This window comes from Pseudomonas sp. p50(2008) (assembly GCF_015351605.1).
Taxonomy (GTDB): domain Bacteria; phylum Pseudomonadota; class Gammaproteobacteria; order Pseudomonadales; family Pseudomonadaceae; genus Aquipseudomonas.
The window spans coordinates 1-26035 of the sequence record NZ_JACMYF010000008.1 but is presented as its reverse complement, the minus strand read 5'-3'; the positions used below and the strand labels follow the sequence as shown (position 1 = coordinate 26035).

Genomic DNA, 26035 nt, shown 5'->3' with positions numbered 1-26035 from the left:
AAAACAAGGGGTTAGGCGCTGCATCGGGTATTCGCGAGGCCAAAAAAAGCCGGGGCTTCGTTACCGTAAGCCCCGGCTTCTGTTACGTGAAAAACCTGAGGTAACAGTTTTTTCACACAATCAGCTGTTACCTGCACATTCGAAAGGTGACGTTCAGCTTTCGCTGGCCACACCGGTCTTACGCCGTGGAATGCCCAGGCGCTGACGACGTTCCCACAGGCATTTACGACTGACCCCGAGTTTGCGAGCCAGCTCGGTCTCGGTCATATGGTCCTGATGCTCGAGTACGAAGTGCTGGAAGTAGTCTTCCAGTGACAGGTCTTCCGTAGGCTCATGACTGGTGTTACTGGCGCTGCCGCCCTGTTGGGGTGCGAGGCCGATGAACTCATCGTCATCCAGATCATTCAGTTCGATGTCGATCCCCAGCAGTTCAGCGGAAATCTCCGGGCTTTCGCAAAGAATGACGGCGCGCTCTACAGCGTTTTCCAGTTCACGAACGTTGCCCGGCCATGAATAGTGACGAATCGCTTGCTCGGCATCCGGCGCAAACTTCAGGTCGGTGCGGTTGACTCGCGCACTTTGTCGCGCCAGGAAAGCAGTGGCGATTTCGTTGACGTCTGCACCACGCTCGCGCAGCGCTGGCAATTTCAGGGCGATGACGTGGAGGCGGTAAAACAAGTCTTCACGGAACTGGCCGATCTTCGCCAGGCTCTTGAGGTCCCGGTGAGTCGCAGCGATCAGTCGCACGTCGACTTTCTGCGATTGCACGGAACCGACTCGGCGAATCTCGCCTTCCTGCAATACGCGCAATAGACGAGCCTGAGCTTCCAGTGGCAGTTCGCCAATTTCGTCGAGGAACAGCGTGCCGCCATCGGCAGCTTCCACCAGGCCGGCGCGACCGGCGCTGGCACCGGTAAACGCACCTTTTTCGTGGCCGAACAGCTCGGACTCGATCAGGCTTTCCGGAATGGCTGCGCAGTTCACCGAAATCATCGGTGCCTTGGCACGTTTGGACAGGTTGTGCAGCGCCCGTGCCACCAGTTCTTTACCGGTGCCGGATTCGCCCTGGATCAGGACATTTGAGTCAGTCGGGGCCACTTTGCGGATCTTGCTGTACAGATCCTGCATCGGGGGGCACGAACCGATGATGCCGATTTCGCCATTGCTGTTGTCGACACCGGTTTTTGCCGTGCCATTGCCCGCCTTGGCACTGGCAGGCTCACCCGCAGTGCTTTGCACCGATTGCCGGTCACGCAGGATTTTTGCGACTGCCTGAAGCATTTCATCGTGATCGAAAGGCTTGGCGATGTAGTCCACCGCGCCCATCTTCATCGAGTCGACCGCTGAGCGCAGGCTGGCGTAGCTGGTCATGATCAGCACCGGCGTACCTTGGCCGAGCTTGATCAGCTCGGTGCCCGGCGCGCCTGGTAAACGCAGGTCGCTGACGATCAGGTCGAACGTGGGGATAGTGAAACGTTCTTGTGCTTCCTGCACAGAACCGGCTTCGCTGACCTGGTACTGGTTACGTTCCAGCAGGCGGCGCAAGGCGGAGCGGATAATTGTTTCGTCTTCGACGATCAAAATGTGCGGCATTGATTCGATACTCTCGACGGTCTCAGTTCACAGCGGACGTCGCTTCGACATGACGCGGCAAGGTCACCCGAATACGGGTGCCGCGTTGGCTTTGAACATCAGCCGGGCTGTCGATGGTGATTTGTCCATAATGCTCTTCAACGATGGAATAGACCAGTGCAAGGCCCAGACCGGTGCCTTCGCCAGGGTCCTTGGTGGTGAAGAAAGGTTCGAACAATCGGTCCATGATGTTCTTCGGAATGCCACTGCCTTCGTCTTCCACGATCAGGTCGACCGTGTGCTCGCCGGCTTCGCTTTTAACGCGCACTGCACTGCCGGGAGGCGAGGCGTCGCGGGCGTTTGAGAGCAAGTTGATCAAGACCTGGGCGAGTCGCTGCGGGTCGCCTTCGACCCAGTGATCGGGGTCGCACAGGTTGTAGAACTGCACTTCGAAATTGCGTCTGTTGAGGGCCAGCAGGCCTATCGCGTCCTGGGCGACTTCCGCCAGACAGACGGGCTCGTCGCTGTGCTGGTGGCTGCCGGCATGGGCGAAGCTCATCAGTGACTGAACGATGCGCGACACCCGCTTGGTCTGCTCGAGAATCTGGCCGCTGATTTCCTTCAACTCACTATCGTCCTCACGCTCTTCGCGCAGGTTCTGCGCCAGGCAGGCGATACCGGTGATCGGGTTGCCAATCTCGTGGGCCACGCCGGCGGCGAGTCGACCAATACTGGCCAGACGCTCGGAGTGCACCAGTTTGTCTTCGAGCATCTGGGTTTCAGTCAGGTCTTCTACCAACAGCACCAGGCCACTGTTACCCGGCGCGAGGGGCTCATCGATGGCGGCTTTGTGCAGATTGAGCCAGCGGGTCTGGCCGTCGAGCGCGAGATGCTGTTTGTGCAAGTGCTCGTCCGGCAGGTTGATGAAGCCTTGCAGCAGTTCTTTCCATGGATCGGCAATGGTGCTCAGGCGTGAACCGACCACGCGTTGGGCGGCAATTCCGGTGAGCTCCTCCATAGCTTTGTTCCACATCAGGATTTCCTGGTCCTTGGCGAGGGAGCAGACACCCATCGGCAACTCTTGCAACGTCTGGCGGTGGTAACGACGCAAAGCGTCCAGTTCCGCTGCCAGCCCGGTCAGACGCGAGTGGTAATCCTCTAAACGGCTTTCGATGAAGTGAATGTCTTCAGTCACGTAGTTTTCGCCGCCGGCCTTGTAAGGCAGGAAGGTTTCGACCATGTCCTGAGCGACGCTCGGCCCCATCAGGCCAGACAGGTTGGCCTCGATCCGATCCCTTAAACGGCGCAACGCGTACGGGCGGCGCTCATCGAATGGCAGGTAGAGATCGCGCAACGCCTGCTCGACTTCCTTTTGCGCAGCCTTCGCACCCAATGGTTTGGCCAGTTGGGTGGCAAATTCTTGTGGAGAGGCGGCGTGCAATTCGCGACGTTGCGGTCGGCGGACGTTGTCCACAGCGCAGGCTTCTGCGGCGCTGGCTTCTTCAGGACTGGCATTGGTGAACAGTGAAATCAGTGTGAACATCAGGACGTTGGCAGCCAGCGAAGCGATGGCCGCCATGTGCCAACTGGTGTCGTCCAGCACGTAAATCATGTTCAGGAGCGGAATATAGAAGCCCTGCAAATTGCCGACCAGCGGCAACAGCATCGTCACCAGCCACACCAGGATCCCGGCCAGCAAACCGGCGATAAAGCCGCGACGGTTGGCGGTCGGCCAGTACAGGACCGACAGCACACCCGGCAGGAACTGCAATGTCGCCACAAACGCGACGATGCCAAGGTTGGCCAGATCCTGCTCGGCGCCGAGCAGCAGATAGAAACCGTAACCGGCCATGATGATGGCGACGATCAGCGCGCGTCGCGTCCACTTCAGCCAGCGATAAATGTTGCCTTCGGCCGGCGGCTGGTAGAGCGGCAGCACCAGGTGGTTGAGTGCCATCCCGGACAGCGCCAGGGTAGTGACAATGATCAATCCGCTGGCGGCCGATAATCCGCCGACATACGCCAGCAGTGCCAAAGCCTTGCTGTTGGCGGCAATACCGATTCCCAGGGTGAAGTATTCCGGGTTAGTGGTGGCGCCAAGCTTCAGTCCGGCCCAGAGAATCAGCGGGACGGCCAGGCTCATCAGCAGAAGAAACAATGGCAAACCCCAGCTCGCACTGACCAGCGAGCGAGGGTTGAGGTTCTCGGTAAACGTCATGTGATACATGTGCGGCATCACGATCGCCGATGCAAAGAACACCAGCAGCAGCGTGCGCCACGGACCTTCCTGCAACGGTGTATGCAGGGCAGCCAGCGCCGTCTGGTTTTGCAGCAGCCAAAGCTCAAGTTGCTGCGGACCATCGAACACGCCGTACAGCGCATAGAGGCCGACGCCGCCAATGGCGATCAGTTTGATTACCGACTCGAAGGCAATCGCGAACACCAGGCCTTCGTGTTTTTCGCGGGTAGCGATATGGCGTGAGCCGAAGAAAATGGTGAACAGGGTAATCAGCGCACAGAAGCTCAGTGCCACGCGATGCTGGACCGGCTCGCGAGTGAGAATGCCGATGGAGTCGGCCACGGCCTGAATCTGCAACGCCAGCAACGGCAGCACGCCAATCAACATGAAGATCGTCGTCAGTGCTCCGGCCCACGTGCTGCGAAAGCGGAACGCAAACAAGTCCGCCAGCGAAGACAATTGATAGGTGCGGGTGATTTTCAGGATCGGATACAGCAGCACCGGCGCCAGCAGGAAAGCGCCCGAAACACCGAGATAGCTGGACAGGAAACCGTAACCGTATTGATAGGCCAGGCCCACGGTGCCGTAAAAAGCCCAGGCACTGGCGTAAACACCCAGCGACAGGGTGTATGTCAGTGGGTGGCGAATGATCGCCCGGGGAATCATGCCCCGTTCGCTGATCCAGGCTACGCCGAACAGCACGGCCAGGTAGGCGGCGCTGATCAGGATCATCTGGGTCAGGCTAAAGCTCATCGGCATCTTTTTGGCTCTGCAGGATGAAGGTCACGACGATCAGAATCAGCCAGAGCAGATAAGGGCGATACCAGGCACCGGTGGCGTCGATCCACCAATCCATGATGGCTGGGGAGAACAGATAAATCCCCACTACCAGGAGCAGGACCAAGCGATAGATGTACATCCCGGCCTCTCTTTTTTATGCGCGTGCCCGAAAACGTGCGGCGATGGTAACGGATGGGCGCGCCACTGCAAGTGTGATCACTGCAGTTGCGCTTCGGGAAGGTCAAGTGTTCGCGGGATCAGCAGTGCATCCCAGTGGCCAATAGCCCAGTCGAGCACTTCCCTGGGCGTTGCGTACGACAATTCGGTCCACGGATTTTGCCCGAGCGCGCGCAGGGCACGCAGCAACAAAGGTGTTGCCTGATCGGCTGTCAGGGGCGGAGAGCGGTAGGACTTGCCGAGCTTGTTGCCATCGGGCTGAGTGATCAGCGGGATATGCAGATATTTCGGTTGCCGCAAGCCGAGCAGTTCTTGCAGGTAGAGCTGCCGGGGTGTGGAGTCCAGCAGGTCGGCGCCACGGACAATATCAGTGATGCCTTGCCAGGCGTCGTCCAGCACCACCGCGAGTTGATAGGCATAGAGTCCGTCGCGGCGGCGAATCACGAAATCACCGACGTCACGACCCAGGTGCTGGCGATACTCGCCTTGCACGCGGTCTATAAAGTGGTATTCCAGTTCGGGTACTCGCAATCGTATTGCTGCGTTTTCAGTGCTGTGCCCGGCATTGCGGCAGAACCCTGGATAAATGCCGTGATAAGGCTCCAGTTGTTTGCGCGAGCAGGTGCAGGCGTAAGCCAGGCCGTGGTTTAACAGACGATTGAGGACTTCGGCATAGGCGTCGTGCCGGTCGCTTTGGCGGATCATTTCGCCGTCCCACTCGAAACCGTAGCTCTCCAGGGCCTTGAGTATTGCAGCCTGAGCGCCGGGCTCTTCCCGAGGCGGATCGAGGTCCTCCATCCGCATCAACCACTGACCGCCCACCGAGCGGGCGTCGAGGTACGAGGCCAGCGCTGCGACCAGCGAGCCGAAATGCAGATGTCCGCTGGGCGTGGGGGCGAAGCGGCCGATGTAGGAGGTGGCGGTCATAAATGCGATCTATGTTGTTGGGCCAGACGCAAATCACTAGAGGGCGGTGGCCTTTGTGGCGAGGGCATTTATCGGAATGCCGCACCACCCCGTTCTGCTGCGAAGCAGTCGCAAACCAGTAAATGCGCTCTATCTGATGCATCGCGATTACAGAGTTTGGGGCCGCTACGCGACCCACGGGGATAAATCCCCTCGCCACGAAGGTCCGCTCCCTCAAGGGAGGCCTGCTGGTTTGAATTTTGGAAACAAAAACGGAGCGTTCGCACGCTCCGTTTTTCGTTCAGGTCGACATTACTTGCCGACTTGCTTTTCCTTGATTTCCGCCAGGGTCTTGCAGTCAACGCACATATCGGCGGTAGGGCGGGCTTCCAGTCGCTTGACGCCAATCTCGACGCCGCAGGACTCGCACCAGCCATACTCTTCGTCTTCGATCAATTGCAGGGTCTTGTCGATTTTCTTGATCAACTTGCGCTCGCGGTCGCGGGCACGCAGTTCGAGGCTGAATTCTTCTTCCTGGCTGGCACGGTCTGCCGGGTCCGGGAAGTTGGCCGCTTCGTCCTTCATGTGATCAACCGTACGGTCGACTTCCTGCATCAAGTCCTGTTTCCACTTGTTCAGGATCTTGGTGAAGTGCGCGCGCATGGGCTTGCCCATGTATTCCTCACCCTTCACTTCTTTGTAGGGTTCGAAGCCGCTGATCGACTGGTTTTGCTGCTTTGCTTGGGTGGGCATGAAATGGACCGCCTCTACTCTTGTAATCCATTGCGCAGGATTGCTCCATCACCGACACCTGCCGGCCCTGCGGCTGCAAGCGGGCGAACTTACCAGATCAAATCGGACCGCGCTACTCCCGGATGTCGAGGTAATGGCCCGATGCTCTTGCAAATAGTTGCAAAGCCTTGTCTGGTGGTGCTGGAGACCTGATCAAATATTGATTTTAGTCAAACCTGGGATACACGCTTGAGTCGTTTGGGACCGGCGTTATGAGCGTCTGACCGCTTTAGGTTCTCGCTCGTTCCAGTGCTTGGGTAGAATCAGTTCTTTTTACCGTTGAAGGAAGGCCAATGGCTCAGTCCTACAGTGCCCGCAGTCGCGCGATCGAACCCTTTCATGTGATGGCGCTGTTAGCGCGGGCCAATGAATTGCAGGCCGCAGGCCACGATGTCATCCACCTGGAAATCGGCGAGCCTGACTTCACCACCGCCGAACCGATTATTCAGGCGGGCCAGGCTGCACTCACCGCCGGAAAGACCCGTTACACCGCCGCACGGGGTATTCCCGAACTGCGTGAAGCCATTTCGGGTTTCTATCAACAGCGGTATGGATTGAACATCGATCCGCAGCGAATTCTCATCACACCCGGTGGATCCGGGGCGCTGCTGCTGGCCAGCGCCCTGTTGGTGGACCCGGGCAAACATTGGTTGTTGGCGGATCCGGGTTACCCGTGTAACCGGCATTTCCTGCGACTGGTGGAAGGTGCGGCGCAGTTAGTACCCGTCGGTCCGGACGTGCGTTATCAATTGACGCCTGACCTTGTGGCTCGCCATTGGGACCATGACAGCGTCGGTGCCCTCGTGGCCTCGCCTGCCAACCCGACCGGGACCATTCTGACCCGCGATGAGCTGGCGGGCTTGTCCGCCGCAATCAAGGCGCGACACGGTCATCTGGTGGTCGACGAGATCTATCACGGCCTGACTTACGGCACCGACGCCGCCAGCGTGCTCGAAGTCGATGACAGCGCGTTCGTGCTTAATAGTTTTTCAAAGTATTTCGGTATGACCGGGTGGCGCCTGGGTTGGCTGGTTGCCCCGGAGGCAGCCGTCGGCGAACTGGAGAAGCTCGCTCAAAACCTCTACATCAGCGCCCCGAGTATGGCCCAGCATGCGGCGCTGGCTTGTTTTGAGCCTGCCACCATCAGCATCCTCGAAGAGCGCCGCGCCGAGTTTGGTCGTCGTCGTGATTTCCTGCTGCCTGCGTTGCGCGAGCTAGGTTTCGGTATCGCTGTAGAACCTGAAGGCGCGTTCTATTTGTATGCAGATATCACCAAGTTCGGCGGCGATGCCTTCGCGTTCTGTCGTCATTTTCTCGAAACTGAACATGTTGCGATCACCCCGGGTCTGGATTTCGGTCGTTATCAGGCCGGCCATCACGTGCGATTTGCTTACACCCAAAGCCTTCCTCGGCTGCAGGAAGCGGTCGAGCGGATCGCCCGCGGATTGCGGAGCTGGCAAGGCTGATGCGTTTTCATCCTCCCCTTGAAGAAGGTCGCCTGATTCGGCGTTACAAGCGCTTCCTCGCTGACATCGAAACTGTAGACGGCGAGTTGCTGACCATTCATTGCCCGAACACCGGCTCGATGCTCAATTGCCAGGTTGAGGGCGGGCAGGTCTGGTTCAGCCGCTCCAATGACCCGAAGCGCAAGTTGCCCGGCACCTGGGAAATCGGCGAAACCCCGCAGGGCCGGCTGTTTTGCGTGAACACCGGGCGCGCCAATGGTTTGATTGAGGAGGCATTGCGTGCCGGGGTCATCACCGAACTGAACGGCTTCACCGAGCTCAAGCGCGAAGTGGCTTACGGCCAGGAAAGCAGTCGCATCGATTTCCGTCTCGATTACCCGACCGGGCCGGCCTATGTGGAAGTCAAGAGTGTCACGCTGGGCTTTGATGGCTCATCGGTGGCTGCGTTTCCCGATGCGGTAACCCAGCGGGGTGCCAAGCATTTGCGCGAGCTGGCACACCTGGCTCGGGACGGGATCCGCGCGGTGCAGCTGTATTGCGTGAACCTGAGTGGCATTGATGCCGTGCGTCCCGCGCACGAAATCGATTCGGCTTATGCGGCAGCGTTGCGCGAAGCGGTGGCGTGCGGGGTCGAGGTGCTGGCATACGGTGTGAGATTGAGTCATGAAGAAATGGTGGTCGATCGACGTCTGGAACTAATGCTTGAAGATTAAAGGCTGATCCAGATGCCTTGTTCATCTTCGTGGCTAGGGACGCTGGTCAGAAACTGTCCGGAACACGGGCCGGCGACGCACTCGCCGTCTTCGATCAGAAACAGTGCGCCGTGGGTGGCGCACTGGATCAGGCTGTTGCTCGGATCAAGAAACTGGTCGGGTTGCCATTCCAGTCCGACGCCACGATGCGGGCAACGGTTGAGGTAGACATAAACCTGTCCACTTCGGCGCACCGCAAGGAGCTTCTGGCCGTCAATGTCAAAGCCACGGCTGCTGGAATCGGCGAGCTCCAGGCCTGCGCAAAGATACTTCATGTCTATCCTCAAGCACGCCTGCCCGTGACTGGATATGTCAGAGCTTGACGTTCAAATGCAAACAATTATCAAATGCCGGCTCCGCCCGTTGGGTGCAGGTGCCGACGCCGAGAATACTTGGCCTGTCAGCTCCACGCCTGGAAAAACTTTAAAGGAAGCTGTTTATGCGCCTGAGTCCCCGCGTTGCTGCGCTCTGTGTTGGCCTCCTCGCCAGCCACCACGTTGCCGCAACCGAGTTGCCACAACGTTGGGTCAGTGCCGGTGGCGCCCTGTCGGAGTGGGTCAGCGCGCTGGGTGGTGAGTCGAAGTTGGTCGGTGTCGATACCACCAGCCAGCACCCGGAAACACTCAAGGCACTGCCGAGTATCGGTTACCAGCGGCAATTGTCGGCTGAAGGCATTTTAAGCCTGCGCCCGCAAATATTGGTCGGCACCGAAGAAATGGGGCCACCGCCGATACTGTCGCAGATCCGCAACGCGGGAGTGCAGGTCGAACTGTTCTCAGCCCAGCCTGATTTGCCTGCTTTGCAGAGTAACCTGGAGCATTTGGGCAAGTTGCTGGGTGCCGAAGGCCGGGCTTCGAAACTGTTTCAGGCTTACCAGCAACAGCTTGATCAACAAAAGGTCCGGATCACCCAGGCGCAGTTGAGTCAGCCGTCACCGGGTGTGCTGGTGCTGATCGGTCACGCGGGCGGCAAGCCACTGATCGCCGGCAAAGACACCAGCGCGGATTGGCTCCTGCAACGCGCCGGTGGGCATAACCTGGCGACGCATACCGGGTACAAGCCGTTTTCCGTCGAATCCCTGATCAGCCTGGACCCGGAAGTGCTGGTGTTTGCCGATCGCGCGCTGAGTGGCGAAGAGGCGCGTGCCGCCTTGTTTAAAGAAAACCCTATTCTGTCTTCGACACGTGCGGCCAAGGACGGGCGCGTCATCGAGCTCGATCCGACGTTACTGGTCGGCGGGCTGGGGCCGCGGTTACCCGATGAACTGAAAAAGCTGTCTGACGGTTTCTTCCCCGGCACCGCCAAACAATGACGGTTCTGGTTAAACCGCGTGCATTGTTCATTGGCCTGAGCCTGCTGTGCTTATTGGCGATCTGGTTGTCGCTGGCGCTTGGGCCGGTCAGTCTGCCGTTGCTCGACACATTGCGCGTAGCGTTGCGCATGATCGGCCTGCCCATTGCGCCAGAGGGCCTGGAGCAGGCGGAGCTGATCCTCGGGCAAATACGCCTGCCGCGAACGTTGTTGGGTTTGGCGGTGGGAGGCGTGCTGGCGTTGTCCGGCGTGGCCATGCAGGGTCTCTTTCGTAACCCACTGGCCGATCCGGGGTTGGTGGGCGTTTCCAGCGGCGCGGCGCTCGGCGCGGCGATTGCCATTGTCGGTGGTTCGGCGTTTGGCGGTCTGCCGGAGGCTTTCGGGCCTTACCTGTTATCGCTGTGCGCCTTTCTCGGCGGCCTGGGTGTGACGGCGCTGGTGTATCGGTTGGGTCGGCGTAACGGTCAGACCAACGTTGCAACAATGTTGTTGGCAGGCATTGCTTTGACTGCTCTGGCAGGATCTGCCGTTGGGCTTTTCACCTATCTGGCGGACGACGCCACCCTGCGTACCCTGGCGTTCTGGAACCTGGGCAGCCTCAACGGCGCCAGTTATTCGCGACTTTGGCCATTGCTGTTGATCAGCGCCGGTGTGGCGCTGTGGCTGCCACGTCGTGCCAAAGCCTTGAATGCATTGTTACTGGGAGAGTCCGAAGCCGGGCACCTGGGCATCGACGTTGAAAGGCTCAAGCGCGAGCTGGTCTTCTGCACGGCGCTGGGAGTAGGGGCCGCTGTGGCGGCGGCAGGAATGATTGGCTTTGTCGGGTTGGTGGTGCCGCATCTGGTGCGTCTGCTGGCCGGCCCTGATCATCGAGTGCTGTTACCCGCCTCGGTGTTGGCCGGCGCCAGTCTCTTGCTGTTTGCTGACCTGGTAGCGCGGCTGGCACTGGCGCCTGCCGAGCTGCCCATTGGCATTGTTACGGCGTTCATTGGTGCTCCGTTCTTTCTGTACCTGCTCCTCAGAGGACGCGCCTGATGCTGCGAACGCAAAATCTGCAAATCCGCCGCGGCCGCAAGACCGTGCTGATGGATATCACGCTTGAACTCAAACCGGGGGAAGTCCTGGGTGTGCTGGGACCTAACGGTGCCGGCAAGAGCACGTTGCTTGGCGCCTTGTGTGGCGAGTTAAAGGCTGATCACGGAAACATCTGGCTCGACGAGCATGAGTTGAGTCACTGGACCGGGCCGTTGCGAGCCCAGCGTCTGGCTGTATTGCCGCAGGTATCGACGCTGGACTTTGCCTTTCGTGTCGAAGAAGTGGTCGGCATGGGGCGTTTGCCTTATCAGAGTGGTCGTGTCCGGGATGACGAAATTGTCGCGGCGGCCTTGAACGCTGCCGATGCCGCCCATTTGCACGGCCGAAGTTACCTGGCCCTGTCCGGAGGTGAGCGTCAGCGAATACATCTGGCGCGGGTGTTGGCACAGCTCTGGCCAGGTGAAGCGGGGCAGACCTTGCTGCTCGACGAGCCCACGTCGATGCTCGATCCATTGCATCAGCACACCACACTGCAAGCTGTGCGCGAATTCGCCGATCGTGGTGCGGCGGTAATGGTGATCCTGCATGATCTGAACCTGGCAGCGCGCTATTGTGATCGACTGTTGCTGCTCGAAGGCGGACGACCTGTTGCGCTGGATACGCCGGAACGGGTGTTACGTCCTGATCGACTTCAGGCGGTGTTCGGTCTGGAAGTACTGGTGCAGCAGCACCCGGAGCGCGGGCATCCGCTGATTATCGCCCGCTAGATCCATTACTGGGGTGAATCCATGCGCTTAATGCTGATGCTGGGAGTGTTGTTGCTGAGTGCCTGTACCCATGTTTCAGCGCCGCCACCTGTGGTGGGTGAGATTCGCGACCTGCACAGTGGTCAGTCTTTGACGGCGCAGGAGCTGATTGCGGCGTTGGCCAAGCCCTCACGCCTGATCGTGGGTGAGCAGCACGACAACCGCGACCACCACGAGCTGCAATTGTGGTTGTTGCAGTCGTTGGGGGATAGGCGGCCTCAGGGCAGTTTGCTGTTGGAGATGCTCACGCCGGATCAGCAACCTCGCGTGGATGAGGTACGTCACGCTGCGACGCCACCGACTGATTTGCCCGGATCTCTGGACTGGCAGTCTGGCTGGGAGTGGGACCTGTACGGGCCTATCGTTCGATTTTCCCTGACTCAACCGTACCCATTGCTGGCGGCAAATCTGGACGTGCCTGAAGTACGTGCCATCTACACAACCCCACCTACGCTGAGCGGTTCGCGTTCCAATGCATCGTCCGTGAGGGACGAGCTTCTGAAACAAGTCAGTGACTCGCATTGCGGTCTGTTACCCGCGTCGCAAATGCCTGCAATGCTGGCGGTTCAGCAGCAGCGCGATAGACGCATGGCTGAGCGCTTGCTTGCCGCCCCCGAGCCTTCGGTGCTGTTTGCCGGCGCGTTTCATGCGCGCAAGGATGTTGGCGTGCCTATCCATCTGCTCGATCTGGGAGCACCCGAAGCACCGACAGTATTGATGCTGGCTCAGCAGGGTAGCGAGGTCACGTCGCAAATGGCCGATTACGTTTGGTACACCCCGGACAAGCCAACCCCGGATTACTGTGAGCAGATGCGAAAACAGTTCGGCAAGCCGTCGAAGAAGTAAGTCTGTACGGGGGGCTTTTCGACAGGCAAAAAAAGACCCGGCAAGAGCCGGGTCAAATAACCGTGATTAGCCTGATGAGGAGATATCTGAGAGTCCGAACCAAGGGCTGTTCAAATATCGACCAGTCTCGCGACCAGTTGTGATAATCATAGCGATTCTCATTACCATGTCAACAATTGATTTTTCATCGCCTTTAAATTCGACAGAAATTCAATCTAGAGGCCCGAAATCATTGGGTTTCACGTCTATTCAATTTTTGTGACGGGACGAAATAGCCTCCAGTTGCTTGTTCAACGCTTCCTTTCGTTCTGCAGGAATGTCGTTCCAGTGCACATCCATCAGGGCGCCTTCGATTGCATACAACAACACCTTGGACGCCCGAAACCCGCGCGTTCGCACGGCTCGATAGGCATCCACCGCCCCGAGGCGACGCAAGTCCGAGGCGCTGTGGATGCCCACGGCATGCAGCCATTGCGCCGACGTCTTGCCAAGATTCTTCAGGTGTTGCAGTTCATCATTCATCAAGCCTCCTTGCGACGGCCGAATGGTGCGTGGGCAAGCTTCTCAGGAGTGTAGCCATCAGTAGGAAAAGCGTGATTCTTTGGTCGGTTTCAGGGCAAATGCTTCTAAGAAACATTGGCGCCGAGTCCAAGGAAATACGTGAATCGAATCGAAAGAGGGTGCCGGAATCGAGTGGATCGGATGTTACGACCCGTAGTCCAGCGCAAAGCGGGGGCGCTGGACCGTTCGGTTAACAGGTCGTTTTTAGCGAGTGCGATATCGCAGACGGGTTCCGAAGTTCATCGACATAAGGATCTCGTCCGCACTCAGTTCTGCGGGGAAATAGGCACCGGAAATCTGCGCGTGGGCCAGGCTGGCGCCTTCGAGTGAGGATTTGCGAAAGTCGATGCCGCGCAAGTCGGCGGAGCGAAAATAAGCGTCGGTGAAGTCGACACCTTCGGCATTCAACTCACGCAGGTCCAGGCCGCGGAAGTCACCACCGATCATGTCGATGGTTCCTTCCTCGGGGCGTTCATTGTTGAAACCTGTGATGTCGTCTTTGTGCAGCAAGGCATAAAGCGGAGTGTCGAGGAGTTTGGGCTGGCTCATGTCACATCACCTGTTGGTTTTATGACGCCAGTATAGTGCCACTATTTGACAGCCGTGAAGCCACGCTGGCCCCACGGCTGAAATATCCTTACAGGCCGGGCAGTCGCTGGCGAATTTGCGCTACGACAGTGTCGAGCGTCCCGCTTTCGTTGGTTTGAACCCGTTTGCTGCACAGAATCTCTGCAGGTGTCAGGGCTTCGCGATTGGCCTGCTGATCGGCGATTACCGCGAGGTTAGCGTCGGAAGGGTCGGTTTTATCGGCTTGGCGCAATGCCAACCACCCCTCGATGACCGCTTGTGGGGCGTTGCAATCAAGGATCAAAAACGGCGCGCCAGTGGACTCGGCGATTTTCGCTGCGCCGTCGCGTTGCTCACGCTTGAGGTAAGTGGCGTCGACTACGACAGGGAAGCCGGCACGCAGGATCACGGCCGCGATTTCATGCAGGCGGGTATAGGTTGCGGCGCTGGCGTCGGCGCTATAAATGCCGGCATGCGGATCGTTTGTCACGGTCTGCTCGCCGAACAGGCGCTTGCGTTCCACATCGGAGCGCAGGCGAATCGCGCCCAGTGCTTCCACCAGGCGCATTGCCACACGGCTCTTGCCGACAGCAGAAACACCGTGGGTGATGGCCATGAAACGCGAAGGAATGGTGCTGTAGCTTTCAGCCAGGTTGGCGTAGTTGCGATATTGACGCAGCGTTGTCGCGCGCTGCACAGGGTCGGCTTCGGCTGGCATGCTGAACAGGGTGACCTTGGCACGAACCAGCGCGCGGTAGGCCTTGTAGAAGTTCAGCAGTTCAAGGCCCTGGTAATCGCCGGTCAGTTCCAGGTATTGGCTGATGAAACGGCGCGCCAGACTTTTCAGACCGCGGTCTTCAAGGTCCATCGCCAGGAAACCGGTGTCGGCGTAGACGTCGGTGAAGCGGAACGGCTCGTTAAATTCGATGCAGTCGAAGATCACGACTTTGCCGTCAATCAGGGTGGCGTTACCCAGATGGATATCACCGTGGCATTCGCGGATAAAACCGTCGGCCTTGCGCTGGGCAAACAGCGGTTTGAGGCGTTCGAAGCTGCTTTCCGCCCAGGCTTGAAGGGCATCAAGTTGCAGCAGATCGGCCTTGTCGCTGAGGAATGGACGGATTTGCTCGAAGTTCTGACTGACAGGGGCCATCACGCTGTCCGGCTGACCGGCTTCATGTTCGGCGGGGACTTTCGGCGCGTTGAGGTGGAAATGAGCAATTTGCGCGGCCATCTCGTCGATGTGCGCGGTGGTCAGTTCACCATTGGCCTGCAGCGTGCTCAGGAGATTAGCCTGCGGAAACTGGCGCATTTTCAGGGCAAATTCGATGGCCGGTCCTTCACCACCCAGTTGGGGGGCATCTGCGCTGCCAGTTATCGGCAACACTTCAAGATACAAATCGCTGGTCAAACGTTGGTTAAGTCGCAGCTCTTCGCCGCAAAAATGCTCGCGAGCGTCGAGACTGGTGAAGTCGAGGAAGCCGAAATTCATGGGCTTCTTCACTTTATAAGCAAACGGGCCGGTGAGCAGGACCCAGGAAATGTGGGTCTCGATGACCTGGAACCCTTCTACGGGATGCGGGTAGAGGGCCGGGTTTTGCAGGGCAGCGATCAGGGACTGGCTCACAGGCGATCCTTCAGAGTCTGGGAAAATTCACGGTCGCCATTATGGCCGCAAGTCCGCCCGACGCAAACCTCGGAGGGCTTCTGTTGAGTATGAATAAAGTGCGTATAATCCGCCGCCATGACTCGTACTCGATCCCCCCGCACTCCAAAAAAACCACCTTCCAAGGGCATGCGCCCCTGGCTGGGATGGGCCCTTAAACTCAGTCTGGTCGGCCTTGTGGTGCTCGCCGGTTTCGCGGTTTACCTCGACGCCATCGTCCAGGAGAAGTTCTCTGGCAAGCGCTGGACAATCCCGGCCAAGGTCTACGCCCGCCCGCTGGAACTGTTCACCGGCCAGAAACTGAGCAAAGAAGATTTCCTCACCGAACTGGACGCTTTGGGCTACCGGCGCGAAAGCGTGAGCAATGGGCCGGGCGCTGCGTCGGTCAATGGCAACACTGTCGACCTGAACACCCGTGGCTTCCAGTTCTATGAAGGCATGGAGAAGGCCCAACCGGTGCGTGTCCGGTTCTCGGGTGACTATGTCGCCGAGCTCTCCGCGACGAACGGTTCGAAGCTGTCCGTTGTCCGGCTTGAGCCGCTGATGATCGGTGGGATCTATCCGAAAAATCTCGAAGACAGGATTCTGATCAAGATCGATCAGGTCCCGCCGTACCTGCTGGAAACCCTCGTCGCAGTTGAAGACCGGGATTTCTACAGTCACTGGGGCGTTTCGCCCAAGTCGATCATGCGAGCCCTTTACGTCAACACCTCTGGCGGCAGGATGACGCAGGGCGGCAGTACGCTGACGCAACAACTGGTCAAGAACTTCTACCTGACCAGCGAGCGCAGCCTGTCTCGCAAACTCACCGAAGCCATGATGGCGATGTTGCTTGAGTTGCATTACGACAAGCGGGAAATTCTTGAGGCGTACCTCAATGAAGTGTTCGTCGGTCAGGATGGGCAGCGCGCGGTACACGGTTTTGGCCTGGCCAGTCAGTTCTTCTTCGGGCAGCCGTTGTCCGAGCTGAAACTGCATCAGGTTGCGTTGCTGGTCGGTATGGTCAAGGGACCGTCCTATTACAACCCGCGTCGCAATCCTGAGCGCGCGCTTGAGCGGCGAAATCTGGTGCTCGACGTGCTTGAGCAGCAAGGCGTTGCCACCGCCGAACAGGTTGCTGCAGCGAAGAAAATGCCACTGGGTGTGACTACGCGCGGCAAATTGGCTGATAGCTCGTTCCCGGGTTTCATCGATCTGGTCAAGCGTCAGCTGCGCCAGGATTATCGTGACGAAGACTTGACTGAGGAAGGCCTGCGGATTTTCACCAGTTTCGACCCGATTCTGCAGATGAAAGCTGAAGCATCGGTCAACGATACGTTCAAGCGTCTGTCCGGGCGTAAGGGGTCCGATGAAGTTGAAGCGGCCATGGTCGTGACTAACCCGGAAACAGGTGAAGTCCAGGCCATGATCGGCAGTCGGCAGGCCAGTTTTGCCGGTTTCAACCGCGCACTGGATGCGGTCAGGCCGATTGGCTCGCTGATAAAGCCGGCGGTTTATCTGACCGCCCTTGAGAAGCCAAGCCAGTACACGCTGACCAGTTGGCTGTCCGATGATGCTTTTTCCGTCAAGGGGGCTGACGGTCAGGTCTGGAAGCCGCAGAACTATGATCGCCGCTCCCATGGCACGGTTTTCCTTTATCAAGGGTTGGCGCATTCCTACAACTTGTCGACCGCGCGTCTTGGGTTGGCGGTGGGTGTACCCAACGTGCTCAAGACGCTGGCGCGCCTTGGTGTGACTCGTGAATTTCCGGCTTTCCCTTCGATGTTGCTCGGGGCGGGAGGTTTGACTCCGATCGAAGTCGCGACCATGTATCAGACCCTGGCCAACGGTGGTTTCAATACGCCGATGCGCGGGATTCGTAGCGTGCTGACTGCTGAAGGCGAGCCGCTCAAGCGTTACCCGTTCCAGATCGAGCAACGCTTCGATCCGGCGTCCATTTATCTGATTCAAAGTGCCATGCAGCGGGTCATGCGTGAAGGTACCGGCAGTTCGGTTTACAACGTGTTACCGAAAACCCTGACGCTGGCCGGCAAGACCGGTACCAGTAACGACTCTCGAGACAGCTGGTTCGCAGGGTTCAGTCAGGACTTGCTGGCGGTGGTGTGGTTGGGGCGCGATGATAACGGCAAGACGCCGTTTACCGGCGCTACCGGTGCATTGCAGGTCTGGTCCAGTTTCATGCGCAAGGCCGATCCGTTGCCGTTGGACATGCCGCAGCCCGACAACATCGTGCAGGCGTGGGTCGATTCGCGCACGGGGCAGGGTTCGGATGCCAGCTGCCCAGGCGTCGTGCAGATGCCGTATATTCGCGGCAGCGAACCACCTCCTGGTGCCGCCTGCGGTGGCGAAAGCCCTGCTTCTGGCGAAACGGTGATGGATTGGGTCAAAGGCTGGATGAATTAAGCAAAGAGGGTTTCAAGTGAACAAGTGGTTGATTCCAGCGGTTACCGCCGTGGCTTTGCTCAGCGGTTGTTCCACCGTGCAGCGTGGTTCGATTCCGGTAGTGGATTCGGGCAGCGCCGTGTCCAACAGCGAACGTATTCAGGCGAATGGCGGTTTCCGTCAGACGACAGTGAAACGTCCTGCACAAGCCCAGACCCAGGCGATCCCGCAAGGTGATACCGGTGTAGTGGTCATGGTGCCCGGTGGCGGGGCGGTAGCATCGGCGCCGATCAGTACGTCGCCGATCACGCCGGGCCCTATTACTCCGGGGCCGATCGACACTTCGCCAGTACAGTCGGCGCCGATCAATCAGGGTAGCTACAACATGCCGTCGACGCCGAGCGGCATTCCCTCCGCCAGTACGGGAGGGGGCTTGTCTGCCGATGAGCAACTGGATGGTCCGGTATTGGCGCTGTTGACGACCGCGCAGCAGCAACAGGCCGGTGGTGATCTGAACGGTGCGTCGTCCAGTCTTGAGCGTGCTCAGCGAGTGGCGCCTCGGGAACCGCAGGTGCTTTATCGTCTGGCTCAGGTCCGCATGGCCCAAGGCGATGCGGCACAGGCTGAGCAGTTCGCGCGACGTGGCCTGACCATGGCCAACGGTCGTCCGGATCTTCAGGCCAGTTTGTGGGGTTTGATCGCTCAGGCGCGTGAAAAACAGGGTGATTCCGCTGGCGCCGCATTGGCCCGTCAGAAGGCCAAGGTTTCGCTGTGATGGACGAACGCTTCCCGAAGATCGCCGAACAGTTGCTGTTGATCGAGCGCGAGTTGCGTGTTCAGGGCTGGTGGGACGAGGTTTCTCCATCGGTCGAAGCGCTTTCCAGTGTCGAGCCCTTTTCGGTCGACACCCTGGATTTCGAGCAATGGCTGCAATGGATCTTCCTGCCGAGGATGAAAGTGATCCTGGAGCAGGATCTACCGTTGCCCAATGCCTCGGGGATTCAGGAAATGGCCGAAATGGTTTTCGCTGCCCGTAACGTCCAGGGCAAAGATCGTCAATTGCAGGTGCTGCTCAAAGAGTTCGACCTGCTGATCACGGCCTCGCGCTAAGGCCGATTCATTGTTGGATCTGTAAGGCTTGTAGGAGCTGTCGATTGAAACGAGGCTGCGATCTTTTGATCTTGTTCTTGAAAAGCAAAATCGAATATCACAGCCTCGTTTCACTCGGCAGCGCCTACAGCTATCTATCCGCACCTATTGGCAGTTCTCCGCAATCTGTTTCTGTGCTTCGCTTGTTCGCTCCTTACGCTGTTGATCGGTCAGGCGACGCATCTCGCCACCCACATCCTCTCGTAGCCTTGGATTGTTCTGCAGTTGAGCAAGGTTGGTGCGTGCCTGTTCGCAGAACACTTTCAACTGGGCCTGTTGATCAGCGACCTGCTCTTTCACCGATTTGTCGATTGCCTGCTGATCGCCTATGACGTTGCTGCGTGCAGGTAGCGTCGATTTGCTTGCAGGCGCAGAGGGCGTGACCACTGTTGTCGACGCCTGGCCTTGGGGTGGTTGAGCGTCGAAATGGGTAACGCCTTGGGCGTCGACCCATTTATAGATTTGACCGGCCATACACAAAGGGCTGATCAACAGACTGACCATCAATAAAGTTCGCATGCCATTTCCTTGCCATGAGTTGCGCAATTGAAGCTAACACAGTTGCTGTTTAGCGGTTTTTTCTTGCTTTCTCATGCGCTTACTTCAATAAAGCACATAGACGACTTGACTTGGAGAGGGCGAAACAGAAGAATCCAAAGTCCGCTGTAGAGGGACTGCCAGAAGCAGACCCACTCAGCAGATCATGAGGCGCACATCCGCGCCGACCTGTTACACCCGCAACGCGTTACCTCGCGCTGGGTGGGAAAGGCCCGCAACACTTGGGACGATCCCAATACTTGCTCAGTCAGTGCTGACGTAGTCGGCGACCACCGTCGCTCATGCTCTGCTGAGAAGTAAACCTATTAAGACCCGTCCTCTTTGAAGTGGGCGGTATTCTGGCGTTTTAGAGGTGAACAACGTGGAGCTTTTATCTGGCGGTGAGATGCTCGTCCGCTTTTTGCGTGACGAAGGCGTCAAGTACATCTACGGGTACCCGGGTGGTGCTCTTCTTCATGTTTACGACGCGCTGTTCAAAGAACCGGAAGTGACTCACATCCTGGTTCGTCATGAGCAGGCTGCGACCCATATGGCTGACGGCTATGCCCGCGCAACCGGTAAAGCCGGTGTGGTGCTGGTAACTTCCGGGCCGGGCGCAACCAATGCCATTACCGGTATTGCCACGGCGTACATGGACTCCATTCCGATGGTGATCATTTCCGGCCAGGTGCCTAGCACCATGGTAGGCACCGATGCGTTCCAGGAAACCGACATGATCGGTATCTCCCGGCCGATCGTGAAGCACAGCTTCATGATCAAGCACGCATCGGAAATTCCGGAAGTCATGAAGAAGGCGTTCTACCTGGCGCAATCCGGTCGTCCTGGTCCGGTCGTTGTCGATATCCCGAAAGACATGACCAACCCGGCCGAGAAGTTCGAATACATCTTCCCGAAAAAAGCCAAGCTGCGTTCCTACAGTCCGGCTGTCCGCGGTCACTCCGGGCAAATCCGAAAGGCAGCAGAGATGCTCCTGGCGGCCAAACGTCCTGTGTTGTATGCGGGCGGCGGCGTGATCCTTGGTGGTGGCTCCGCGCCGCTGACCGAGCTGGCGAAGATGCTTAACCTTCCAGTGACCAATACCCTGATGGGTCTCGGTGCCTACCCTGGCACGGACCGTCAGTTTATCGGCATGCTCGGCATGCACGGCAGCTACACCGCTAACCTGGCGATGCACCATGCCGATGTGATCCTTGCTGTTGGCGCTCGTTTCGACGATCGCGTGATCAATGGCCCGGCCAAGTTTTGCCCGAACGCCAAGATCATTCACATCGACATCGACCCGGCTTCGATTTCCAAGACTATCAAAGCCGATGTGCCTATCGTTGGCCCGGTCGAGAGTGTCCTGACCGAAATGGTCGCGATTCTCAAGGAGATCGGCGAGACCCCGAACAAGGAGTCCGTTGCCAGTTGGTGGAAGCAAGTTGACGAATGGCGCGGTGACCGCGGCCTGTTCCCTTATGACAAGGGCGACGGCAGCATCATCAAGCCGCAGACCGTGATCGAAACCCTGTGCGAAGTGACCAAGGGCGATGCCTATGTCACCTCAGACGTGGGTCAGCACCAGATGTTCGCCGCGCAGTACTACAAGTTCAACAAGCCGAACCGCTGGATCAACTCCGGTGGCCTGGGCACCATGGGCTTCGGCTTTCCAGCGGCCATGGGGATCAAGTTGAGCTTTCCGGATGATGACGTCGCCTGTGTGACGGGCGAGGGCAGCATCCAGATGAACATTCAGGAGTTGTCGACCTGCCTGCAGTACGGTTTGCCGGTAAAAATCGTCATCCTGAACAACGGTGTGTTGGGCATGGTTCGCCAGTGGCAGGACATGAGTTATGGCAGTCGCCACTCGCATTCCTACATGGAATCGTTGCCTGACTTCGTCAAGCTGGCAGAGGCCTATGGTCATGTTGGCGTACGCATCACCGACTCGAAAGATTTGAAGTCGAAGATGGAAGAGGCGTTCGCCATGAAAGACCGTCTGGTGGTTATCGATATCTCGGTGGACACCAGCGAGCACGTCTATCCGATGCAGATCAAAGACGGCTCCATGCGCGATATGTGGCTGAGCAAGACGGAGCGTACTTAATCATGCGGCACATTATTTCCTTGCTTCTGGAAAACGAACCTGGCGCTCTGTCTCGTGTAGTCGGCCTGTTCTCGCAGCGCAACTACAACATCGAAAGCCTGACAGTGGCACCGACCGAAGACCCGACACTGTCGCGTCTGACGTTGACCACGGTTGGTCATGACGAAGTGATCGAGCAGATCACCAAAAACCTGAACAAGTTGATTGAAGTGGTCAAATTGGTCGACCTGTCGGAGAGTGCTCACATCGAGCGCGAGCTGATGCTGGTCAAGGTCAAGGCCACCGGCGCCCAGCGCGCCGAGATCAAGCGCACTACCGATATTTATCGTGGGCAGATCGTCGATGTCAGCGCCAGCGTGTATACCGTTCAACTGACCGGTACCAGCGACAAGCTCGACAGCTTCATTCAGTCCATTGGCACTGCCTCGATTCTGGAAACCGTCCGCAGTGGCGTGACCGGGATTGCTCGCGGCGACAAAGTACTCAGCATCTAAACCAAATTAGTGAATGGCCTGAACGGCCTGGATATATAGGGGAATTTCATGAAAGTTTATTACGAAAAAGACTGCGACCTGTCGATCATCCAGGGCAAGAAAGTTGCCATCATTGGTTACGGCTCCCAGGGTCACGCTCAAGCGTGCAACCTGAAAGACTCCGGCGTTGACGTTACCGTTGGCCTGCGTAAAGGTTCGGCTACCGTTGCCAAAGCAGAAGCCCACGGCTTGAAAGTGACCGACGTTGCTTCGGCTGTTGCTGCTGCCGACCTGGTCATGATCCTGACCCCGGACGAGTTCCAGTCCGCTCTCTACAAGAACGAAATCGAGCCGAACATCAAGAAGGGCGCCACCCTGGCCTTCTCCCACGGTTTCGCGATTCACTACAACCAGGTTGTTCCGCGTGCCGACCTCGACGTGATCATGATCGCGCCGAAAGCACCGGGTCACACCGTGCGTTCCGAGTTCGTCAAAGGCGGCGGTATCCCTGACCTGATCGCTATCTATCAGGATGCTTCCGGCAACGCCAAGAACGTTGCGCTGTCCTACGCTGCTGGCGTTGGTGGCGGCCGTACCGGCATCATCGAAACCACTTTCAAGGACGAGACTGAAACCGACCTGTTCGGCGAACAAGCCGTTCTGTGCGGCGGTACCGTTGAGCTGGTAAAAGCCGGTTTCGAAACCCTGGTCGAAGCTGGCTACGCGCCGGAAATGGCCTACTTCGAATGCCTGCACGAACTGAAGCTGATCGTTGACCTCATGTACGAAGGCGGTATCGCCAACATGAACTACTCGATCTCCAACAACGCCGAGTACGGCGAGTACGTGACCGGTCCGGAAGTGATCAACGCCGAATCCCGTCAGGCCATGCGCAACGCCCTGAAACGTATTCAGGACGGCGAATACGCCAAGATGTTCATCAGCGAAGGCGCGACCGGCTATCCTTCGATGACCGCCAAGCGTCGCAACAACGCCGCTCACGGTATCGAAATCATCGGCGAGCAACTGCGCTCCATGATGCCGTGGATCGGTGCCAACAAGATCGTCGACAAAGCCAAAAACTAAGTCGCACGGTTGAACGGAAAACGCGGCCTAGGCCGCGTTTTTTCGTTTGGGAGTCCGGTTCTGGTATAAAGCTGCATCGTTTGTGGCCGAACCGTCGTCCCAGACACTTGTCGAAACTTTCCACCCTGTTGCAAGGTAATGTCCATGAGCGAACGTCCCGAAGAGCCAAACCAGGCTTCTGACGCCGAAAGCCTGCTGCCCATCGATGAACATATCGAAGAAGGGCATGACGCTGAAGGTCGTAAAGTCCGGCATCGTGGTATCTATCTTCTGCCGAATCTTTTCACTACTGCGAATCTGTTCGCAGGGTTTTATTCCATCATCAATTCGATGAGCGCCCAGGCGGCATTGAGTGCGGGTGATTCAGTCAATGCGAGCAAGTATTTTGCTTTCGCTGCGATTGCGATCTTTGTCGCCATGGTCCTCGACGGGCTTGATGGCCGTGTTGCTCGCATGACCAATACACAAAGCGCTTTCGGCGCCGAGTACGACTCTTTGTCGGACATGGTTGCCTTTGGTGTTGCGCCGGCATTGCTGGCGTTTGGCTGGGCGTTGGGCGACATGGGCAAGGTTGGCTGGATGGTTGCCTTCATCTATGTAGCTGGCGCTGCTTTGCGCTTGGCACGCTTCAACACTCAGGTTGGCACTGCGGATAAGCGCTACTTCATCGGTCTGGCCAGTCCGGCTGCTGCGGGTGTAGTTGCTGGTATTGTCTGGGCCTTCAGCGATTACGGCATCCAGGGCTCCAAGATGTCTTTCCTGGTGGCATTGATGGTTGCCGCTGCCGGTATGCTGATGGTCAGTAACATCAAGTACAACAGCTTCAAGGAGCTGGATCTGAAGGGGCGTGTCCCTTTCGTGGCGATCCTGGCTGTGGTCCTGGTGTTTGCGGTAGTGTTCAGCGATCCACCACGCATTCTGCTGCTGGTTTTCCTTGCTTATGCAGCCTCCGGTCCGGTGCAATATCTCTTGAGACTTCGCCGGCACAAGAACGCGTAACATCCCTCATACTCCGCAGTCTATTGGTGTATCTGTTCTCCAATACTGCGGAGTAGCCATGCTGATCAAAATTCCTAAAGCGTCCGACTGTCATGAGTCTGACGTTACGCCTGAATCTCTCTATCTTTCCCGTCGTCATGTGCTGGGTGCTGCCGTGGCCGGCCTGGCTGTCAGCAGTCTCCCTCGCTGGGCTGGTGCTGATGAGGCTGCGCGATATGCCGACGTCGAGCCTGGCAAGGCGCCTTCCTGGTTTGCGGACAAGCTGCTGTCCACTAAATGGGGGGCAGTGAACGTCAAGGATGAGGCTATCACCCCGTTCAAGGACGCGACCCATTACAACAACTTCTATGAATTTGGTACCGATAAAGGTGATCCGGCGGCGAATGCCGGTGCGCTGAAGACCGAGCCATGGAGCGTCGTGGTGGATGGGGAGGTGGGTAAGCCGGGGCGGTATGCACTGGAAGATTTCATGAAGCCCTACCATTTAGAGGAGCGGATTTACCGACTCCGCTGTGTGGAGGCGTGGTCGATGGTCATTCCCTGGATCGGATTCCCCATTTCGGCGTTACTCAAAGAAGTCGAGCCAACCTCCAGCGCCAAATACATCCGCTTCGAAACCCTGCAGGACCCCAAGAGCATGCCGGGCCAGCGTTCCGGTTTTGCGTTGATCGACTGGCCTTATATAGAAGGGCTGCGCCTGGATGAGGCGATGAATCCGTTGGCGATTCTTGCGGTGGGCATGTATGGGCGAGAGTTGCCTAATCAGAACGGTGCGCCGCTGCGTTTGGTGGTGCCCTGGAAGTACGGCTTCAAGAGCGTCAAATCCATCGTGCGTATCAGTCTGGTGAGCGAGCAGCCGAAAACGACCTGGCAGAGTATCGCTGCCGATGAGTATGGCTTCTATGCGAATGTGAATCCCGAAGTAGATCATCCTCGCTGGACCCAGGCACGCGAGCGCAGATTGCCGAGTGGTCTGTTCAAACCCAATGTGCGCGACACCCAAATGTTCAACGGCTATGCGGATGAAGTCGCTTCCTTATATGCAGGGCTCGATCTGCGGAAGAATTACTGATGCGTTATCCGTTCTGGCGTATCGGGATTTTCATCGCTGCGGCGATGTGGCCTGTACTTTGGCTTTATCAGGCTTGGGAGGATGTACTGGGTCCTGATCCCGGGAAGGTGCTGGTCGACCGCTTGGGGCTGGGAACTCTGGTGTTACTCCTGATTACTTTGAGCATGACGCCTTTGCAGAAGCTTACCGGTTGGGCGGGGTGGGTAGCTGTACGGCGTCAACTGGGTCTTTGGTGTTTTGCATATGTGGTGCTGCATCTGAGCGGCTATACCGCTTTTATCCTCGGGTTCGATTGGTCGCAGCTGGGTGTCGAATTGCGCAAGCGGCCTTACATTATTGTCGGAGTGCTGGGGTTTCTCGGTTTGTTGGTGTTGGCAGTGACCTCTAATCGGTTCAGTCAGCGCCGTTTGGGGGGGCGATGGAAGAAGCTGCATCGCCTGGTCTATGTGATCCTCGGTCTTGGCTTGCTGCATATGCTGTGGATCGTGCGCGCTGACTTGAAGGAGTGGGTGATCTACGCCTCTATAGGTGTACTGCTATTGGTGATGCGAATCCCTTCTGTAAGCCGCCGAATTCCACGATTAACCAATAAAAAGGGATCTTCTGCACGAAAGGCGTAATTAAGGGTTGACGGCAGATTCAGGATGTCTATAATTCGCCCCACTTCCGGCGCAGTCGAAACGGAAAACTCCTTGGTAAACAAAGAGTTACGCGGTTTTCGGCAGTGAGTTGCTTCAGGTCATCGAAGCGCGAA

General features: G+C 57.8%; 25 protein-coding genes. 15 read left to right on the top strand and 10 right to left on the bottom strand.

What is annotated here, in order from left to right:
* Positions 1-153: 153 nt before the first annotated feature.
* The 5 genes from H7698_RS21705 to dksA form a co-directional block, all read right to left on the bottom strand.
* Positions 154-1593 (bottom strand): sigma-54-dependent transcriptional regulator, encoded by a 1440-nt coding sequence (locus H7698_RS21705; RefSeq protein ID WP_194692781.1) that lies wholly within the window; start codon positions 1591-1593, stop codon positions 154-156.
* A 22-nt stretch (positions 1594-1615) separates the two neighbouring features.
* Positions 1616-4570 carry a sensor histidine kinase gene (locus H7698_RS21700; RefSeq protein ID WP_162437824.1) on the bottom strand — a complete coding sequence of 985 codons (2955 nt, stop codon included), beginning with the start codon at positions 4568-4570 and terminating at the stop codon, positions 1616-1618.
* Positions 4554-4730: a hypothetical protein gene (locus H7698_RS21695; protein ID WP_003176118.1), complete on the bottom strand. Its 177-nt coding sequence runs from the start codon at positions 4728-4730 to the stop codon at positions 4554-4556. Before H7698_RS21695 ends, H7698_RS21700 begins: the two co-directional genes overlap by 17 nt.
* Before the next feature lie 77 nt (positions 4731-4807).
* Positions 4808-5695, bottom strand: coding sequence for a tRNA glutamyl-Q(34) synthetase GluQRS (gene gluQRS / locus H7698_RS21690; RefSeq protein ID WP_194692780.1), 888 nt, complete (start codon positions 5693-5695; stop codon positions 4808-4810).
* Between the two features lie 291 nt (positions 5696-5986).
* Positions 5987-6427: an RNA polymerase-binding protein DksA gene (dksA, locus tag H7698_RS21685; protein WP_007902025.1), complete on the bottom strand. Its 441-nt coding sequence runs from the start codon at positions 6425-6427 to the stop codon at positions 5987-5989.
* A gap of 332 nt (positions 6428-6759) precedes the next feature.
* On the opposite strand from dksA, the gene H7698_RS21680 reads away from it, so the two are divergent.
* Both H7698_RS21680 and sfsA read left to right on the top strand, forming a co-directional pair.
* Positions 6760-7932, top strand: coding sequence for a pyridoxal phosphate-dependent aminotransferase (locus tag H7698_RS21680; RefSeq protein WP_194692779.1), 1173 nt, complete (start codon positions 6760-6762; stop codon positions 7930-7932).
* Positions 7932-8645 (top strand): DNA/RNA nuclease SfsA, encoded by a 714-nt coding sequence (gene sfsA, locus H7698_RS21675; protein WP_162437827.1) that lies wholly within the window; start codon positions 7932-7934, stop codon positions 8643-8645. Before H7698_RS21680 ends, sfsA begins: the two co-directional genes overlap by 1 nt.
* Here the strand turns inward: sfsA and H7698_RS21670 are convergent.
* Positions 8642-8959, bottom strand: coding sequence for a Rieske (2Fe-2S) protein (locus H7698_RS21670; protein WP_194692778.1), 318 nt, complete (start codon positions 8957-8959; stop codon positions 8642-8644). The genes sfsA and H7698_RS21670 overlap by 4 nt on opposite strands.
* Positions 8960-9123: 164 nt before the next feature.
* On the opposite strand from H7698_RS21670, the gene H7698_RS21665 reads away from it, so the two are divergent.
* Genes H7698_RS21665 through H7698_RS21650 form a run of 4 tightly spaced genes read left to right on the top strand, consistent with a single transcriptional unit; the run spans position 9124 to position 12682 of the window.
* Positions 9124-9996, top strand: a complete 873-nt coding sequence (locus tag H7698_RS21665; protein ID WP_194692777.1) for a heme/hemin ABC transporter substrate-binding protein — start codon at positions 9124-9126, stop codon at positions 9994-9996.
* Positions 9993-11030, top strand: a complete 1038-nt coding sequence (locus H7698_RS21660; protein ID WP_194692776.1) for a FecCD family ABC transporter permease — start codon at positions 9993-9995, stop codon at positions 11028-11030. Before H7698_RS21665 ends, H7698_RS21660 begins: the two co-directional genes overlap by 4 nt.
* A complete protein-coding gene (locus H7698_RS21655; RefSeq protein WP_194692775.1) occupies positions 11030-11797 on the top strand; it encodes a heme ABC transporter ATP-binding protein in 768 nt (255 codons plus the stop codon). The genes H7698_RS21660 and H7698_RS21655 overlap by 1 nt, the downstream gene beginning before the upstream one ends.
* A 21-nt stretch (positions 11798-11818) precedes the next feature.
* A complete protein-coding gene (locus H7698_RS21650) occupies positions 11819-12682 on the top strand; it encodes a ChaN family lipoprotein (RefSeq protein WP_194692774.1) in 864 nt (287 codons plus the stop codon).
* A gap of 249 nt (positions 12683-12931) precedes the next feature.
* On the opposite strand, the gene H7698_RS21645 is transcribed toward H7698_RS21650, so the two are convergent.
* From H7698_RS21645 to H7698_RS21635, 3 genes are all read right to left on the bottom strand, one after another.
* Positions 12932-13204 carry a TfoX/Sxy family protein gene (locus H7698_RS21645; RefSeq protein ID WP_007971093.1) on the bottom strand — a complete coding sequence of 91 codons (273 nt, stop codon included), beginning with the start codon at positions 13202-13204 and terminating at the stop codon, positions 12932-12934.
* Between the two features lie 243 nt (positions 13205-13447).
* Positions 13448-13792, bottom strand: a complete 345-nt coding sequence (locus H7698_RS21640; protein WP_194692773.1) for a pentapeptide repeat-containing protein — start codon at positions 13790-13792, stop codon at positions 13448-13450.
* An 88-nt stretch (positions 13793-13880) separates the two neighbouring features.
* Positions 13881-15437, bottom strand: a complete 1557-nt coding sequence (locus tag H7698_RS21635) for a bifunctional aminoglycoside phosphotransferase/ATP-binding protein (RefSeq protein WP_194692772.1) — start codon at positions 15435-15437, stop codon at positions 13881-13883.
* A gap of 117 nt (positions 15438-15554) precedes the next feature.
* Here H7698_RS21635 and mrcB point away from each other — a divergent pair, with 117 nt between their 5' ends.
* From mrcB to H7698_RS21620, 3 genes are read left to right on the top strand one after another with little or no spacing between them, the layout of a single operon-like run.
* Positions 15555-17879: a penicillin-binding protein 1B gene (gene mrcB, locus H7698_RS21630; RefSeq protein ID WP_194692771.1), complete on the top strand. Its 2325-nt coding sequence runs from the start codon at positions 15555-15557 to the stop codon at positions 17877-17879.
* 16 nt (positions 17880-17895) lie between these two features.
* A complete protein-coding gene (locus tag H7698_RS21625; protein ID WP_194692770.1) occupies positions 17896-18633 on the top strand; it encodes a tetratricopeptide repeat protein in 738 nt (245 codons plus the stop codon).
* Positions 18633-18968 carry a YqcC family protein gene (locus H7698_RS21620; protein ID WP_162437837.1) on the top strand — a complete coding sequence of 112 codons (336 nt, stop codon included), beginning with the start codon at positions 18633-18635 and terminating at the stop codon, positions 18966-18968. Before H7698_RS21625 ends, H7698_RS21620 begins: the two co-directional genes overlap by 1 nt.
* Positions 18969-19112: 144 nt before the next feature.
* Here the strand turns inward: H7698_RS21620 and H7698_RS21615 are convergent, their stop codons facing one another.
* A complete protein-coding gene (locus tag H7698_RS21615; protein WP_194692769.1) occupies positions 19113-19526 on the bottom strand; it encodes a DUF4124 domain-containing protein in 414 nt (137 codons plus the stop codon).
* A 400-nt stretch (positions 19527-19926) separates the two neighbouring features.
* Between H7698_RS21615 and H7698_RS21610 the strand changes: the two genes are divergently transcribed.
* The 6 genes from H7698_RS21610 to msrQ all read left to right on the top strand — a co-directional run bounded on the left by H7698_RS21610 (position 19927) and on the right by msrQ (position 25901).
* Positions 19927-21651, top strand: a complete 1725-nt coding sequence (locus H7698_RS21610) for an acetolactate synthase 3 large subunit (protein ID WP_162437839.1) — start codon at positions 19927-19929, stop codon at positions 21649-21651.
* A 2-nt stretch (positions 21652-21653) separates the two neighbouring features.
* On the top strand, positions 21654-22145 hold the full coding sequence (ilvN, locus tag H7698_RS21605) for an acetolactate synthase small subunit (RefSeq protein ID WP_003176102.1): 492 nt from the start codon (positions 21654-21656) through the stop codon (positions 22143-22145).
* A gap of 48 nt (positions 22146-22193) precedes the next feature.
* Positions 22194-23210, top strand: coding sequence for a ketol-acid reductoisomerase (gene ilvC / locus H7698_RS21600; protein ID WP_007948647.1), 1017 nt, complete (start codon positions 22194-22196; stop codon positions 23208-23210).
* A 144-nt stretch (positions 23211-23354) separates the two neighbouring features.
* On the top strand, positions 23355-24209 hold the full coding sequence (gene pssA, locus H7698_RS21595) for a CDP-diacylglycerol--serine O-phosphatidyltransferase (protein WP_162437840.1): 855 nt from the start codon (positions 23355-23357) through the stop codon (positions 24207-24209).
* 58 nt (positions 24210-24267) lie between these two features.
* Complete coding sequence (gene msrP, locus H7698_RS21590; RefSeq protein ID WP_194692768.1) at positions 24268-25281, top strand: protein-methionine-sulfoxide reductase catalytic subunit MsrP; 1014 nt, start codon at positions 24268-24270, stop codon at positions 25279-25281.
* Positions 25281-25901, top strand: coding sequence for a protein-methionine-sulfoxide reductase heme-binding subunit MsrQ (msrQ, locus tag H7698_RS21585; RefSeq protein WP_194692767.1), 621 nt, complete (start codon positions 25281-25283; stop codon positions 25899-25901). The genes msrP and msrQ overlap by 1 nt, the downstream gene beginning before the upstream one ends.
* Positions 25902-26035 lie beyond the last annotated feature (134 nt).

Excerpts from the sequence above, each read along its gene's own strand:
- H7698_RS21705 (WP_194692781.1), bottom strand. The coding sequence starts at position 1,593 with ATGCCGCACATTTTGATCGTCGAAGACGAAACAATTATCCGCTCCGCC.
- H7698_RS21700 (WP_162437824.1), bottom strand. The coding sequence starts at position 4,570 with ATGCCGATGAGCTTTAGCCTGACCCAGATGATCCTGATCAGCGCCGCC.
- H7698_RS21695 (WP_003176118.1), bottom strand. The coding sequence starts at position 4,730 with ATGTACATCTATCGCTTGGTCCTGCTCCTGGTAGTGGGGATTTATCTG.
- gluQRS (WP_194692780.1), bottom strand. The coding sequence starts at position 5,695 with ATGACCGCCACCTCCTACATCGGCCGCTTCGCCCCCACGCCCAGCGGA.
- dksA (WP_007902025.1), bottom strand. The coding sequence starts at position 6,427 with ATGCCCACCCAAGCAAAGCAGCAAAACCAGTCGATCAGCGGCTTCGAA.
- H7698_RS21680 (WP_194692779.1), top strand. The coding sequence starts at position 6,760 with ATGGCTCAGTCCTACAGTGCCCGCAGTCGCGCGATCGAACCCTTTCAT.
- sfsA (WP_162437827.1), top strand. The coding sequence starts at position 7,932 with ATGCGTTTTCATCCTCCCCTTGAAGAAGGTCGCCTGATTCGGCGTTAC.
- H7698_RS21670 (WP_194692778.1), bottom strand. The coding sequence starts at position 8,959 with ATGAAGTATCTTTGCGCAGGCCTGGAGCTCGCCGATTCCAGCAGCCGT.
- H7698_RS21665 (WP_194692777.1), top strand. The coding sequence starts at position 9,124 with ATGCGCCTGAGTCCCCGCGTTGCTGCGCTCTGTGTTGGCCTCCTCGCC.
- H7698_RS21660 (WP_194692776.1), top strand. The coding sequence starts at position 9,993 with ATGACGGTTCTGGTTAAACCGCGTGCATTGTTCATTGGCCTGAGCCTG.
- H7698_RS21655 (WP_194692775.1), top strand. The coding sequence starts at position 11,030 with ATGCTGCGAACGCAAAATCTGCAAATCCGCCGCGGCCGCAAGACCGTG.
- H7698_RS21650 (WP_194692774.1), top strand. The coding sequence starts at position 11,819 with ATGCGCTTAATGCTGATGCTGGGAGTGTTGTTGCTGAGTGCCTGTACC.
- H7698_RS21645 (WP_007971093.1), bottom strand. The coding sequence starts at position 13,204 with ATGAATGATGAACTGCAACACCTGAAGAATCTTGGCAAGACGTCGGCG.
- H7698_RS21640 (WP_194692773.1), bottom strand. The coding sequence starts at position 13,792 with ATGAGCCAGCCCAAACTCCTCGACACTCCGCTTTATGCCTTGCTGCAC.
- mrcB (WP_194692771.1), top strand. The coding sequence starts at position 15,555 with ATGACTCGTACTCGATCCCCCCGCACTCCAAAAAAACCACCTTCCAAG.
- H7698_RS21620 (WP_162437837.1), top strand. The coding sequence starts at position 18,633 with ATGGACGAACGCTTCCCGAAGATCGCCGAACAGTTGCTGTTGATCGAG.
- H7698_RS21615 (WP_194692769.1), bottom strand. The coding sequence starts at position 19,526 with ATGCGAACTTTATTGATGGTCAGTCTGTTGATCAGCCCTTTGTGTATG.
- ilvN (WP_003176102.1), top strand. The coding sequence starts at position 21,654 with ATGCGGCACATTATTTCCTTGCTTCTGGAAAACGAACCTGGCGCTCTG.
- ilvC (WP_007948647.1), top strand. The coding sequence starts at position 22,194 with ATGAAAGTTTATTACGAAAAAGACTGCGACCTGTCGATCATCCAGGGC.
- pssA (WP_162437840.1), top strand. The coding sequence starts at position 23,355 with ATGAGCGAACGTCCCGAAGAGCCAAACCAGGCTTCTGACGCCGAAAGC.
- msrP (WP_194692768.1), top strand. The coding sequence starts at position 24,268 with ATGCTGATCAAAATTCCTAAAGCGTCCGACTGTCATGAGTCTGACGTT.
- msrQ (WP_194692767.1), top strand. The coding sequence starts at position 25,281 with ATGCGTTATCCGTTCTGGCGTATCGGGATTTTCATCGCTGCGGCGATG.